Genomic DNA, 14214 nt, shown 5'->3' with positions numbered 1-14214 from the left:
TAGCCCACCTGCTTAGCCCACGCACTTAGCCCACCCGACTAGGCGGGGCGTACTGAACCGGCTCGTGCTCGCACTGAACCGGCGTGCAGCAGGAACGCAGCCGCCCTGCGCAGGTGGAAAGGCTGCGCGCAGGCAGGCTACTTCAGCCGTTCAAGCGGGTCGGTTGCCGAAGTCTCGGCAAAGAACAATTCCTTGTCATACGGGCCAAAGTGCCTGTGGTCGCCCAGAAGCGTGAAAAACTCTATGCGGGTATAGCGTCTGAGGCGTTCTTCCGTTGCGCCGAACCGGGCATAGTAGTCTTCCTTGCGGAAGGGCTCGCGGGATTCGGTCAGGTCATAGACGGCGGCATCCGTCTCACCCCATGCGTGCAGCACCCACTGCCCGTCCGCGTGCAGCCAGCCGTGTACAATGGTGCAATCCTCGCATTCGCTCCCCACCTCTATTACCGCTTCAAACGCCTTGGGTCGAAAGTGCATTCCGTTGCCTCCTGAGTTCCGTCTTGCGAAGTATGAGTTTTTCCGAAGATATAGGATGCGTGTTCCGGTTGTCCAGCTTGGGGTGCCAGCCTTGGATGGAGGCTGCGTCCCCGCGTTTGGGGGTGGGCGCAGAGCGTTTTACGCGTGCTGCACGTGAGCCGCCGCCATGCGGGCTGCTCCCAGAGCGTTGCCCACCTCATGCCGTTCCGGAAAGACGATGTGCGCTCCCAGCCTGCGCGCCACGCCGGGCAGAAGCAGGCGGGCAGCCGCGCCTATGCCCACCATGGGCACGTTGAGCGAAACTGCCACGGAAATGAGCGGGGCACTGCCCCCCTTGCGGTCGCGTGCCGCCAGAAACGCCGCCAGACTGTCGCCTGCCTCGCGGCGGGTGACATGGCGCAGAATCGTTTCCTCAATGATGCGCTCCGCCTCTGCCAGCACGGCAAGGGAGAATTCGCGGGCATCCTGTCCGTGCACAGCCCCCAGTGCCTTTGCTGCGGCAAGGGAGAAAGCCGCGTTGCCAAGCTGAAGCCTGTCCAGCACATGCAGGGCATCCGTGGGGGTAAAGCCTGCCTCGGCTACCCGCTGGAGCCTGACCAGCCGGGTGAGGTGCTGGTCCACGGTGATCTCGGCAAGGGAGAGGGCACGCATGATCTGGCCGGGCGTGGCCGGGCCGTTTTCGGTCAGGTGGCGCAGAATGGCCTGCGCTTCCGGTGGAAGATTTGCCGGTGCTTCCGGTGCAGGCTCCTGTCTGGAAATGGGTATGATGCAGCGCGCGTTAGGGCCGTGGCCCAGCCACTGCGCCGGATCAGGCAGGTTCTGCGTCATGCACAGCGGCAGCACGCGGGCCGGACCCAGCGAAAAGGAACCGTCGCGCGCGGGCCGTACAAAGCTGTCGCCGCCCACGCCCACAGTGAACATTTCCACCGCTTCCACGTGGGTTTCCCACTTGCCTATGGTCATGCCCTGCGGGTCTATGACCGGGTTGCCGGAGCGGATGATGGTAATGTCCGTGGTGGTGCCGCCCACGTCCACAATAAGCGCGTCCTGCTCCTGAGACTGGTGCGCCCCGAACAGGGCGGTGGCGGCGGGACCGCTGGCAACGGTGGAAGCGGCCTGGCGCAGGGCTTCTTCCATGCGCATGGCGCGGGCGTCGCCGCGCACCACGAGCACTTCACCCGCAATGTCCAGTGCGTCCAGCGCGCGGCGCATACCGTCCAGAAAATCGCGCATGACAGGCAAAAGCTGGGCGTTCAGGCAGGCGGTGGTGGCCCGCTCCTTCATGCCCGCCCGCATGCTTGCCTCGTGGGAACAGAAAACCGGAACGCCGCCGGTAAGCTGAATGGCCTTGGCCACCACAAGTTCATGGGCGGGATTCACAAAGGACATGGTGCCGCACACGGCCCACGCGTCCACCTTGCCATGCAGTTCTTTCAGGCCGTCCAGCACAAAGTTGAGGCCCAGCGGTTCCTGCTCCTCACCCTGAATGGTGTGTCCGCCGGGAATGAACCGGGCTGCCGCCGCAGGCACTTCCAGCCATTGGTTGAAGCCGATGACAAACAGGCCCACATCTGCCCCCTTGCCCTCCACCAGTGCGTTGGTGGCAAGGGTGGTGGAAACGCAGGTCATGGACACGGCGGACGGCGGCACCTGCGATGCGTGCATCACCGCCTGCAGTGCGCCGCGAATACCCTCGCTCAGGTCGTAATGGGTGGTGGGACGCTTGGCGGAGGCTATAACCCGGCCCGATGCGGCTTCCGTAATGACCGCATCCGTATATGTGCCTCCGGCGTCCACGCCGATAATGTATGTCTGCGTGCTGTTCATGGCTGCTCTTGCTTGCGGGGTGCCTCAGGGGTGTCCGTACGCCCCGCCCTTCGGCCCTTTCCCGTGAATTCAGGTGTGTTGTGGTGTACCTGTCGGCAGGGCGTTTGGCAACCGCACTCAGACAGCGTGGGCGGAGGGCATTGTCGTACTCTATGCTTGAGTGAGAAATCTATCAGCAGAATCTATTTTGCGTAACTATCCCGCACTGCTACAACTTCAGATCGAATACCCTGACCCCGTACCGTCCCTCTCAACCATCAGCCGGAGGAAGACCATGAGTGCGTACAAGGAAATGTGGGAAAAGCTGAACCTGGACATCCCCGCCCATGACGGCCTGCTTGCCGTTTTGGGTAAGTTTTACGGTGACATCTATCTGTCGCAGCAGGGCCGCCTGAAGGGTATGGAATATCTGGACTTTGTGCTCAGCGAGGTGCACGGGCTGCGCGTGAAGGAGTTGCAGGACGCCAAGGCGCAGGGGCGCAAGGTTATAGGCACCTTCTGTGTCTTTGTGCCCGAGGAGCTTACCCTTGCGGCAGATGCCGTGCACGTGGGGCTGTGTGCCGGGGCGGATGCGGGTACGGAACAGGCGGAAAAGCTGGTTCCCCGCAACACCTGCGCGCTCATCAAATCCTTTATCGGCTTCAAGCTGGCGCGTCTGTGTCCCTATACCGAATCCTGTGACATGGTGGTGGGAGAAACCACCTGTGACGGCAAGAAAAAGGCGTATGAGGCATTTGCCGAGCATGTGAACATGCATGTGATGGAACTGCCCCAGACCAAGAGCGAAAGCGCCCGCGCCCTGTTCCGGGCAGAGGTGCTGCGGTATACATCCGAGCTGGAGCGGCTGACCGGAGTGACCATAACCCCGGAGCGCCTTGCCGCTGCAACAAAGGTCGTGAACGACAAGCGTCGCGCCCTGCAGCGCCTGAGCCGTCTGCGTGCGGCAGACCCGGCCCCCATATCCGGCCGGGACGCACTGCTTATCAATCAGGTTTCTTTTTATGACGACCCCGTGCGGTTCACCCAGTCCGTGAACGCACTGTGCGATGAGATGGAAGCCCGCATTGCCAAGGGCGAGGGTATTGCCCCGGCAGGCACGGTGCGGCTTATGCTTTCCGGCTGTCCCATGGCGGTGCCCAACTGGAAACTGCCGTATGTGATGGAAGGTTCCGGTGCGGTCATAGTGGGGGAAGAATCGTGCATAGGCACCCGCAATACCCGTGACCTTGTGGACGAATCGCCCGCAGACATGGACGGCATGATAGACGCTCTGGTGGACCGCTACATGCGCATAGACTGTGCGTGCTTTACTCCCAACACGGAACGGCTGGATAACGTGGTGGACATGGCAAAGGAACTGAAGGCGGACGGCGTGGTCCATTATGCGCTCATGTTCTGCCAGCCCTATGCCCACGAAGCCATGAAGGTGGAAGGCGCACTGCGTGCGGAAGGTATCCCCATGCTGGCCATGGAAACCGACTACAGCATGGAGGATGTGGAGCAGCTGAAGACGCGCGTGCAGGCCTTTGTGGAAATGGTGCGCTGACCCGTGCGGGTTGCAGGAATTGATATAGGCTCGCGGTCCATGGAGATTGTGGTCCGCGAGCGTTGTGCCCCGCACAGTTGCCATGACGGTCTGACGGACGTCCGGTCTTATGTTTGGCCGGACGCCCCGTCCGGCATTGGCTCCGGCATTGGCTCCGGCATTGGACAGGACAACAGACAAGGCGGGCAGGCTGCCGCATGGCGCACCGTGCTCCAGCGCCGCCTGCCCACCACCTTTCATCCGGTGGAACAGTGCCGGGTCCTGCTGCAGGACTGCCTGCCGCAGCGCATTGTGGCCACCGGCTACGGCAGGGAACTGGTGCAGGCGGCGGTGAACAGCCTTGCAGAGAGCGGCGTGCGTGATGGCGGGGCGGTGTCCGGTGCCGTGAGCGTGGAAACCATAACCGAGATCAAGGCCCACGCCCTGGGAGCGGCCCATGATTTTGCCCACGCCCGCACAGTGCTGGACATAGGCGGGCAGGATACCAAGGCCATTGCCCTGCTGCCGCCGCGGGCAGGAGACGCGGCATCCGGCACGCTGCCGGGCCGGGTTTCCCGGTTTGAGATGAATGACCGTTGCGCCGCAGGCACGGGCAAGTTTCTGGAGTACACGGCCACGGTGTTCCAGATGGATGTGCAGGCGTTCGGGCTGTATGCGCTGGAAGGGGATGACGCGCCGCTCATCAATTCCATGTGCACGGTCTTTGCTGAAACAGAGGCCACCTCGCTTATGGCGCAGGGCATACGCCCGCAGAATATTGCGCTGGGGCTGCACCAGTCCATTGTGCGGCGCACGGTGAACATGCTGCGGCGGGTGGGGCTGGAGTTTCCCGTGGTCTTCACGGGGGGCGTAGCCCGCAACCCGTGCATGCGTCATCTGCTGCAAAAGGAACTGGGCGCAACGGAACAGACGCTGCTCATTTCTGCTGAGCCGGATATGACCGGCGCGCTGGGCGCGGCATTGTGGGGATGTGCGGTGGCGGATGCGGAAATACGACCGGCAGGCTAGCGTTTGCCGATATCCGCCAGTCAGGGATACCGTCAGTCAGGGATGCTGTCAGTCAGGGATACCGGCAGCCTGAAAGAGCGTCCGTCTGAAAGAGGAGACAGCAGGATGTCGCCCGTGGGATACTTACTACCTGCGGGCTACGAGCGGCTGGATGCGCTGTTCGGCATGCGGCAAAGGCCGTCAGGCCATGTCGCCGCGTTCCAGCATGCTCAGGGCCATGCGCAGCTCATCGCCCAGCCTGCCCTGCACGGCGGTTCTGACCCCTTCTGTGGAGGTGGCGAACTGGCGCTGGCGTATGCTGTAGATGTTGCGGATGAACTCCGCTTCGCTGGCGGGGTTGAATCCGCCGGTTCTGCCGTAGGCTCTGGCAAATATGCGTACCGCGCCGGTGGGACCGTGGTGCACGGCGGTGGAGAACAGCACCTCCTGCATGGCGGGGCTCATGGAGTCTACATTCATGGCTTTGCTGATGGCCCGGTAGGCAGGGGAGAAGTGATTGCGGTGGATGAAGTTCTCCTGCAATTCTTCAAACCGCGCGGGCTGTGAGCGGGCTATTTCCTTCCATGCGTCGGGCATGGCCCCGGAACGGGAACCCGTGTTCGCGCTGCCGGACTGGCGCAGGCGCGAAGCCATGTCCGGGGCGTGGGTATCCAGATAATGGATGAAGGCGTCCATTGTTCCCGCGCGGGATGACATCTGGAACTTCCCGTACGATGTTCCGCCCCGCCTGTCATAGCCTATGGCGGCTATGCCCCCGTCTCCGCCCGACTCGAACAGCGCAGAGAGGGCACCCGGTTTGAACCCGGCACCGCCGTTGCGCGCAAGCCGCGTCGCTTCGGCAAATTCCCTCTGTGCCTCTTGCTCTGCCTTGCGGTAGATGCCGTATTCTTCTGTGTCGTCAATAGATTCTGCTATTTCAGGTGCTTCAGGGACAGCCGGTTCCGGCGTGCGCTGGGCCTTCATGGCATTGGCGGCGTTCACCAGTTCGGAAAGCGCGGCCCGCATGTCACCGCGCGCAGCGGCGCGGGACGATGCCTGCAACGCGCTCATGGGGTCATATGCAGAAAAGGAAGCCGTGCTCTTGTCCACGGACATGCGGATGGCGTTGCCTTCCGGCGTGGGGATGCTGCGGAACATGTTCGCCATGGGGCTTTCTTCATTGCCCATGACCTTGGTGAGGGTTGCCAGTGCCTTGACGTTGGTCAGGTTCAGTCCGCCGCTTATGGCGCTGTCTTCAGGCGTCAGGTTCTTGACCCCTTCGCCGCCGTCCAGCCCGAGCACGCCTTGCAGGACAGCGGGGTTGGTCATCTGAACCATGGGGTCGCTCATCAGCTGGGCAAACTTGCCGCCCAGAACACCGCCCAGACCGCCCCCCGGACTCCCGCCGGGGCCGCCTATGCCGGGAATTTTTCCCGCCCCAAAGCCGGTCGTCCCGCCGCCGAATACGGAGTCGGCACCGCCCTGCGAGAGGCGGTCGACGTGGGCGCTGATACGCCCTATGGCTGCGGGGTTGATGCTCATGTACGGCTCCTTGCGGCGTACAAAGCAACTCCGGTGCCGATATGGTAAAAATTCTTTTATTACGGAAGATATGACTGTGTTCGCCCGTCCGTGTCCGCCTATTTTGCAGGCGGGGTGTCGGGTCTTTGTCCCCTGCTGTCCGGCAGTGGTGGCATGCGCTGCGGGGCTGGTGTGCCGTCTTTGAGAAGCGTGCGGGCTGGTCTGTTGCAAAAAATACCAGCGCATACGCATTTATAATACACCGTATCGCTTTGTGCTGTGTAGTGTGTTTAGCATCAGAACCGCTTTGCGTAGCCGCCGTGCCGGGAACAGGCACAGCGCAAGAAAGGCCCGGGCGCGAGAGCGTGCACCATGCTGTATTGCGCCTTTGCACCGGTTCGCTGTCAAAGACAGGCACATATTCATTCTTATGCAAGGAGACAACCCGTGTTCGCCAATCTCCGTTTATCCTCCAAGCTCTACGCCGGGTTCGGCATTGTGTTGGCCCTGCTCATGGTGGTGGGCGCAACCGCCTACTTTGCCATCGGAAACGCTTCATCCGGGTTCAGTTCGTACCGGAACATGGCCCGGCAGGCCAATCTTGCGGGCCGGGTGCAGGCAGACATGCTGCTGGTGCGTATGGATGTGCGCAACTTCCTTGCCTATGGCAAGGAGGAGGATGTGCAGAAATACCGCAAAGAGATGGCGGCCGTGCAGCAAGACATGGAAGAGGCGCGTACCCTTATAACCGGCACGGATGAGCGAGCCCTGCTGGACAAGACGCAGGAGGCTATACGCCAGTACGATGTCGCCTTCGGACAGGTGGTAACGCTGGGTACCAAGATGGCCCCCATGGTCGCATCGCTCTATGCGGACGGCCCGGTCATGGAGGCGCGGCTGGCGGAGATTCTTACAACCTCTGAAAAGCAGGGGGATGTGGGGGCGGCCCTGCATGCCGGGTTTGCCATGCGCCACCTGCTGCTCATGCGGCTGCACGTGCTGCGGTTTCTGGACACGGCAGAGCAGGCGGATGCGGATGGCGTGGCAGCGCAGTATGCCCATATGCAGAAAGAACTGCAAAGCTTGCAGGGAGAACTGAATGCCGGGTCCGGTGCCGCGCAGGTGGCGGAAGTGCAGCGCGTGGCGGGAGCATACGCCGGGACGTTTGCTGCCATACTGACGGAGACGAGGGATCGTGACCGCATAGCCGCCGGGCTGGATACCCTTGGTCCGGCCATAGCCGGATACGCTGAGGAGATACGGACCATTCTGACCAATGCCCAGAATACGCTTGGGCCGGCCGTGCAGCGTGCCAACGATACGGCGACCATGATCATTCTTTCCGTGGGGCTTTTTGCAGTGGTTTTTGGTGTGCTTATCGCCTTCTGGCTGGCGCGTAATGTGCTCAGGCAGATTGGCTGCGACCCTTCAGAGATTGCGGAGATTGCCAACAAACTGGCGGAAGGCAATATGGTTCTTTCGTTCCGGGCGAACGCCATGGGCGTGTACCAGAGCATGCAGGTGATGGTTTCCAAGCTTTCCGGCATCGTCAGCGAGGTTTCTGCGGCAGCGGAGAATGTGGCTTCCGGCAGCGAGGAGCTTTCCGCCTCATCGCAAAGCCTGTCGCAGGGAGCCACGGAGCAGGCGGCGAGCATTGAAGAGATATCGTCTTCCATGGAGGAGATGAGTTCCAACATAAGCCTTACGGCGGACAACGCCCGTCAGACAGAGACCCTTGCCTCGCAGGCAGCGCAGGATGCGCAGGAAGGCGGCAATGCCGTGGCAAGCACGGTGGACGCCATGAAGCATATTGCGGAGAAGATTTCCATTGTGGAGGAGATTGCCCGCCAGACCAACCTGCTGGCCCTGAATGCCGCCATTGAAGCGGCCCGCGCGGGCGAGCATGGCAAGGGCTTTGCCGTGGTGGCGGCAGAGGTGCGCAAGCTGGCAGAGCGCAGCGGCACGGCAGCGGCCGAGATAAGCGAGCTTTCTTCCAGCAGCGTGGCCGTGGCGGAAAAGGCGGGGGCCATGCTCATGAAGCTGGTGCCGGATATCAAGCGCACGGCGGACCTTGTGCAGGAAATAGCCTCTGCCTCCAGCGAGCAGAACGCAGGGGCGGAGCAGATAAACAAGGCCATTCAGCAGCTTGATCAGGTGGTGCAGCAGAACGCTTCGGCATCGGAGCAGATGTCTTCCACCTCCGAGGAACTGGCGAGTCAGGCTTCGCAGTTGCAGGAAACCATGGGCTTCTTCCGCATTTCAGACACCGGCTATTCCCGCAGGCGCACGGTGACGGCCATTGCCTCGTTGCATAAGCCTGCCGTGACCGGAAAGCATGTTCCGCTGCCCGCAGCCCCGCGCGGACAGAAGGAGGCCCCCCGCGATACTGCCCAAGAGGCTGCAGCCGCCGGAGCAGGCATTGCCCTTTCCATGGAAGACGACGAGGCGTTTGAACGGTTCTAAGGTTTCCGGAACGGAGACAGCCCAAAATAACAAAGCCGCCCGGTTGGTCATTGACCCCGGGCGGCTTGTTGTCTGTGTGCTGAAAAAACGTGGTATACTGCCTGCGGAATACGGCAATGCCGGGGGCTACTTCCCGCTGCGGTTCATGAAATGGATAAAGCGGTTTGCCTCGTCAATGGCGGTCTGCATGTGCTGCTGGAGCGCGACAATGTCCTGCTGCAGGCGGGGGAGCTCCGCGTCCACAGTGGCGGCTGCCTCATCGTTCTGGTTGATCTTGAGGTGCAGGGTGTGCCTGCGCAGCGGTTCAAGAACCGGCGGCACAGTGTCTTCCGCACGGCGGGCGGCGCGCATCATGGTGCGGAAGGCGTCGCGGGTCTCGTTCAGGCGCTGGCGGGCGGTTTCCTGCAGGGCTTCGCTTGCGTAGCCGCGTGCTTCTTTTTCCCAGTCCGCGAAGAGGGCATCAGCCACGTCCTGCGTTTTATCCAGACTTTTGTTCAGTGTCTGCGCGCGGGAATCCACCACGTCAAAAAGGGCCTGCACGGCTTCATAGCGCTCTTTGGGGGGCTGCCCTGCCAGTTGCAGGCGGCTGGAGAATTTGTCCAGCACGGGGCCGAAATCGGTCATGGCCGCGTGCAGGGCGTTGCGGCTGTCTTCCGAGCGGTCAACGAGAATCTGGCGTTTCTGCACCCCCACCATCTCCATGGCACCGTAATAGGCTTTCTGGCATCCTGCGGTGGCGGCGAGCATCACCATGATCAGAATGGCAACGGCGGGCCGCAGCACGCGTTTTTGGGCAGCTGTATGCGTCTTTGTGTTCATCAGGGAAAGTTCTATGAAATGCTTCATGGCGTTCTTCTGCCTTGGCTGCTTGGGGTTTCCGGTTACTTGTCAAGGAAGGGGTTGGGGCGTTCCACCACGGTCTTGCCGATGGGCGCAAGGCAGATGGTGGCCAGTTTGAGGTGCTGGAATCCGAACGGTATGCCGATGATGGTGATGAAGCTGAGCAGGGCCGCGACAAGGTGCCCGATGGCGAGCCACAGGCCGCAGAGAACAAACCAGATAACGTTGCCCACAAGGCCCAGTGTCCCGGTGCCTATGTCGGCCTGCCCCGTGACGAACTGGCGGCTGACCACTTCCTTGCCGAAGGGCCACAGGGCGAAAGTGCCGATGACGAAGCACGACTTGGCCCACGGTATGCCGATGATGCTGACAACCATGATCAGGCCGGCAACATACCATCCCAGCCCCATGGCAATGCCGCCGAGAACAAGCCAGAGGATGTTGAGAATAACTTGTATCATATGCTGCATCCTTTGTTTGCCGCCGCATGGGCGAACAGGTACCGCTTCCCTCACCGTATCATCTTGCACAGCCTGCGGAAAAGGACTTTTTGCGCAGTCCCTTGGCGGATATGTGTTCTTTCGTTCCGTAGGGGGTCAGCGGATCTCCCGTGTGGTGCTGAACAATATTTTGGGAAACCGCTCCACGGCAGATTCCAGCTTCCACGGGTTGGGCGCAAGGTAGGCAAGGCATCCTTCCGCGTCTATGGCCAGGTCGCTGCGGTAGTAGTCTGTAAAGTCGTCCAGCGCGCGCTTGTCTTCGCTGTGAATCCAGCGGGCCGTGGTTACGGAAACCGGCTCGTACAGGGCGTTCACCGCGTACTCGTGCAGCAGCCGGTGTACTATGACATCAAACTGCAGCATGCCCACGGCGCCTAAAATGTAGTCGCTGTTGCTGATCGGGCGGAAAAGCTGCACCGCGCCTTCTTCCGCCAGCTGCTCAAGGCCTTTTTGCAGCTGCTTGCGCTTCATGGGGTCTTTGAGCTGCACCCGGCGGAAGTGTTCCGGCGAAAAGTTGGGAATGCCGATGAACTTGAGCGGTTCCTTATCCGTGAAGGTATCGCCAATCTTGATGGTTCCGTGGTTGTGAATGCCTATGATGTCGCCGGGAAAGGCTTCTTCTATGCCTGTTCGGTCCTGCGCCATAAAGATGGTGGCGTTGGCGATGGTAAAATCCTTGCCCACGCGGTGGTGCTTCACCTTCATGCCGCGCGTGAACTTGCCGGAACAGATGCGCATGAAGGCGATGCGGTCCCGGTGGTTCTTGTCCATGTTTGCCTGAATTTTGAAGACCACGCCGGAAAACTCGTCTTCGTAGGGCGATACGTCGCGCGTGGTGGTGGGGCGCGGCTGCGGAGGCGGAGCCAGTTCCACAAAGGAATTGAGCATTTCCTGCACGCCAAAGTTGTTTATGGCGGAGCCGAAGAACACAGGGGTCTGCTCGCCCTTGCGGTAACGCGCCAGATCAAAGGGAGTGCCCGCGCCTTCCAGCAGTGCCAGTTCCTCGCGCAGCTGATGCACCTGTTCGCCCAGAACATCGGTAAGGCGGGGGTCGTTAATATCCTTGAAGATGTCGCCCTTCTGCACCTTGCCGCCATGGGTGGCGCTGAAGAGGTGCAGTTCGTGCTTAAGGATGTTCCATGTGCCCCGGAAGGTGGAACCCATGCCTATGGGCCATGTGAGCGGCACGCATTCTATCTTCAGCCGCTCTTCTATGTCCGCCATAACGGCAAAGGGGTCCAGACCGTCGCGGTCCAGCTTGTTGATAAAGGTGATGATGGGCGTGCTGCGCAGGCGGCACACGTCCATGAGTTTAAGGGTCTGGGTTTCCACGCCCTTGGCCACGTCTATGACCAGCAGGCCGGAATCCACGGCGGTGAGCACGCGGTAGGTGTCTTCGGAAAAGTCCTGGTGGCCGGGGGTGTCCAGCAGGTTTATCTCGTAGCCGTTGTATTCAAACTTCATGACCGAGGAGGTAACGGAAATGCCGCGTTCCTGCTCCATGGCCATCCAGTCCGAGGTGGCGTGGCGCGCCGCTTTGCGCGACTTAACCGTTCCGGCCATCTGAATGGCGCCGCCGTAGAGCAGCAGCTTTTCCGTGAGGGTGGTCTTGCCCGCGTCCGGGTGGCTTATGATGCCGAAGGTGCGGCGCTTGTCCACTTCCCGCTTGAGTTCCTTGTTCATATCCCGATCCTTGAAAAATATCGTCGGCACGAGGGCGAAAACCCCCGCGCAAAGGCTTCCGGTTATGCCTTAACGCGGTGGCGGGGTCAATACGGGCGTATGCCTCTATACGTCCCGGCAGGAATACCCAAGGGGCGCATGCTGTTGGACTGCCGGGGGCAACTTCGGCAGACAGAGCAGAACGGCCCATCCCGCACTCCGCGCACGCGGCATGTGGGAAGGGCCGTTTTTTCTGGCGGTATGCCCCGGTCAGCGTAACGCTACCCTATGGGCCGTATGTCAATGGTAGGATACAACCCTTCCGCGTCGCCGTCCGCATAGGGCTGGATGATGTTGAAGGTAAGATACTTCATGTTCTGGCTGTGGCCCTTGCTGACCTCATCGTGCCCGTCCCAGAACGCGCCGTTCTCCTGCAAGATGTGGTCTATCCGGTCACGGAATCCGCGCACGAAACCAGCCGCATCACCCCGGAAGGTCATGCGTCCCATGCGCACATCGCCGCTGCCTGTTGCAAGTTCGTCCAGATCGATGGAGTTTTCCTCCAGATCCGCCGCCCGCCGGATGATGCCCCAGACCAGCCTGTTGGCAGGAACGTGCACCGGCTCTTCCAGGTCTATGATGGTGTGCGGCATGACAATGCAGTCGCGCCCTATGGTCAGCGGGGCTTTTGCCGTGCCGTGCAGGAAGCAGTTAAAGCCCACGAAGATGTGCTCCTCCAGATGCGTGCCCACAATCTTGGCTCCGTGCGCCGCCACGCAGCGCGGCCCGAGCACGGAATCGATGATGTAGCACTTTTCCTGCGCGTTGGAACCGGTGTGCAGGATGGCGTTCTCCAGATACGCGCGCTGGGCAACCAGCACGTTGTTGGCAATGCTGGTTTCGCCGCGCTTAACGGCATAGCGGCTGACAAACGACCCGGCACCGGCGGGGTACACTCCCTGCCGCGCGGAGGCGAAGAGCCCGGCAAAGGCGTCTTCGTAGGGTTCCGCAAAGTCTATGAACAGGCCTTCCGGTGCTTCTCCCTCTTCATGACGGATGTATCTGTCCAGCACGGCGGGGTCATAGGTGTAGCGGAACTCCCACGCGCCGCCGGACCGCAGCAGAATGGTGCCGGGCGGGAAGGATTCTGCCCGCACTTCGCCTGCCAGCACGTAGGCAAAGTGCCCGATGACGCAGTTGTGCACGCAGGTAAGGTCCACGGTGCCGAAGGTGCCGATAAAGCTGCCCTCTATGGGCGCGCCGTGAATGTTTGCATAGGGCATGGCAACGGTGTTGCGGATGGGGAACTCCTCCGGCGATTCCGGCGAATGGGAATTGCTGTGCACGAGGGTGGTATCCAGAAAACTGTTGCGGATGGTGATGATTTCATCGTGGTACAGGGGGATGCGAATGTCGTCTATCTCCCATATCTGTCCCTTTTTCTTCAGTTCGTCGCCGCGTATATCGCTACGCATGAGCACGGAATGGCGCACCTTGCAGCGGCCGAGAAAGTAGCTGCCGGAAAGGCTGGAGTTGTCAAATTGCAGGTGGATGGGATGATAGGTGCTCAGGCCGTAGCAGGCAAAGGAGCACCCGCCGTAGCGGTATTCCGCCATAACGCGCACGTAGGGGCGTACATCGAACCCGAGGCTGCGCAGATTTACGTTCACACGGTCTATGATGCGTTCAAGCAGTTGGCCAAAAAGCTTCATGGAGTTCTCCTTGTGTTGAGCGCTGCCCGGTGCGTGGTGGTGTATCAGCAGGCACAGGAACGAAGGCACGGGACAGCGTGTAACGGGAGAGTATATCCGGTTTTGCGCTCCGGTCAACGAAGACGCAACGGCACTTGTGGAAAAAAGAGTGCTCACCTCAGCAAAAGAAATAAGCCCCCGGAACGCACATGTGTTCCGGGGGCCGTGATCACGGGGATGCGGCGATGAAGCGCCTAGTGCGCTCCGCCTCCCACCAGCCCGGAGGCGGCGAGGGAGAGAACCAGCACTTCGGCCACCACAAAGAAGGTGTAAGCCCTGTCCTTGCAGCGCAGATAGCCCGGAAGGAGCACCAGATAGCAGACAATGGTGAGCAGGGCCAGAAGCGCCAGCCCGAAGAAGTTCATGTAGTCGCCTTTGCCCATGAGGACAAACCAGCTCCATCCCTGCGGGGAGCCGGTGGCGGCAAGGTACTCATGCACACCGTGGTGCCAGTTGGCGACAACAGTTTCAATGGGCACATGCGGGGTGAACACACCCAGCACGTAGAGAATGTACGATATGATCATGAGCAGCAGGCCGGAGTATGCGCCGATCTCAAGGATCTTTGCGTAGAGCATCTGCTCGGGAGTGGCCTTGCTGGAGAGGTCGCAGTTTGCTGTATCGTTTGTCATGTTTGCCTC

General features: G+C 61.0%; 11 protein-coding genes. 3 read left to right on the top strand and 8 right to left on the bottom strand.

Annotated features, from left to right (window positions below; genetic code table 11):
- Positions 1-137: 137 nt before the first annotated feature.
- On the bottom strand, positions 138-476 hold the full coding sequence (locus tag HUV26_RS05655) for a hypothetical protein (protein WP_174409142.1): 339 nt from the start codon (positions 474-476) through the stop codon (positions 138-140).
- Between the two features lie 138 nt (positions 477-614).
- Entirely contained in the window at positions 615-2303 is a 1689-nt protein-coding gene (locus tag HUV26_RS05650) for a hydantoinase/oxoprolinase N-terminal domain-containing protein (RefSeq protein WP_174409141.1), read from the bottom strand.
- 274 nt (positions 2304-2577) lie between these two features.
- Between HUV26_RS05650 and HUV26_RS05645 the strand changes: the two genes are divergently transcribed.
- Positions 2578-3849 carry a double-cubane-cluster-containing anaerobic reductase gene (locus tag HUV26_RS05645; RefSeq protein ID WP_174409140.1) on the top strand — a complete coding sequence of 424 codons (1272 nt, stop codon included), beginning with the start codon at positions 2578-2580 and terminating at the stop codon, positions 3847-3849.
- Between the two features lie 3 nt (positions 3850-3852).
- Entirely contained in the window at positions 3853-4857 is a 1005-nt protein-coding gene (locus HUV26_RS05640) for an acyl-CoA dehydratase activase (RefSeq protein WP_243451284.1), read from the top strand.
- Between the two features lie 180 nt (positions 4858-5037).
- Here HUV26_RS05640 and HUV26_RS05635 read toward each other — a convergent pair whose 3' ends face one another.
- Entirely contained in the window at positions 5038-6378 is a 1341-nt protein-coding gene (locus HUV26_RS05635; RefSeq protein ID WP_174409139.1) for a VgrG-related protein, read from the bottom strand.
- Positions 6379-6804: 426 nt separating this feature from the next.
- On the opposite strand from HUV26_RS05635, the gene HUV26_RS16920 reads away from it, so the two are divergent.
- A complete protein-coding gene (locus HUV26_RS16920; protein WP_205245120.1) occupies positions 6805-8820 on the top strand; it encodes a HAMP domain-containing methyl-accepting chemotaxis protein in 2016 nt (671 codons plus the stop codon).
- 126 nt (positions 8821-8946) lie between these two features.
- Here the strand turns inward: HUV26_RS16920 and HUV26_RS05620 are convergent, their stop codons facing one another.
- The 5 genes from HUV26_RS05620 to HUV26_RS05600 form a co-directional block, all read right to left on the bottom strand.
- Complete coding sequence (locus HUV26_RS05620) at positions 8947-9666, bottom strand: DUF2959 family protein (protein WP_174409138.1); 720 nt, start codon at positions 9664-9666, stop codon at positions 8947-8949.
- 35 nt (positions 9667-9701) lie between these two features.
- On the bottom strand, positions 9702-10121 hold the full coding sequence (locus HUV26_RS05615) for a YccF domain-containing protein (protein ID WP_174409137.1): 420 nt from the start codon (positions 10119-10121) through the stop codon (positions 9702-9704).
- Positions 10122-10256: 135 nt separating this feature from the next.
- Positions 10257-11843, bottom strand: coding sequence for a peptide chain release factor 3 (locus HUV26_RS05610; protein ID WP_174409136.1), 1587 nt, complete (start codon positions 11841-11843; stop codon positions 10257-10259).
- A gap of 260 nt (positions 11844-12103) precedes the next feature.
- Positions 12104-13534, bottom strand: coding sequence for a transferase (locus HUV26_RS05605; protein ID WP_174409135.1), 1431 nt, complete (start codon positions 13532-13534; stop codon positions 12104-12106).
- Positions 13535-13767: 233 nt separating this feature from the next.
- Complete coding sequence (locus HUV26_RS05600) at positions 13768-14205, bottom strand: DUF1634 domain-containing protein (protein ID WP_174409134.1); 438 nt, start codon at positions 14203-14205, stop codon at positions 13768-13770.
- Positions 14206-14214 lie beyond the last annotated feature (9 nt).

This window comes from Desulfovibrio psychrotolerans (assembly GCF_013340305.1).
GTDB classification, from domain to species: Bacteria; Desulfobacterota; Desulfovibrionia; order Desulfovibrionales; family Desulfovibrionaceae; genus Halodesulfovibrio; species Halodesulfovibrio psychrotolerans.
The sequence above is the reverse complement of the archived record's forward strand: the minus strand, read 5'-3'. Positions and strand labels throughout refer to the sequence as shown.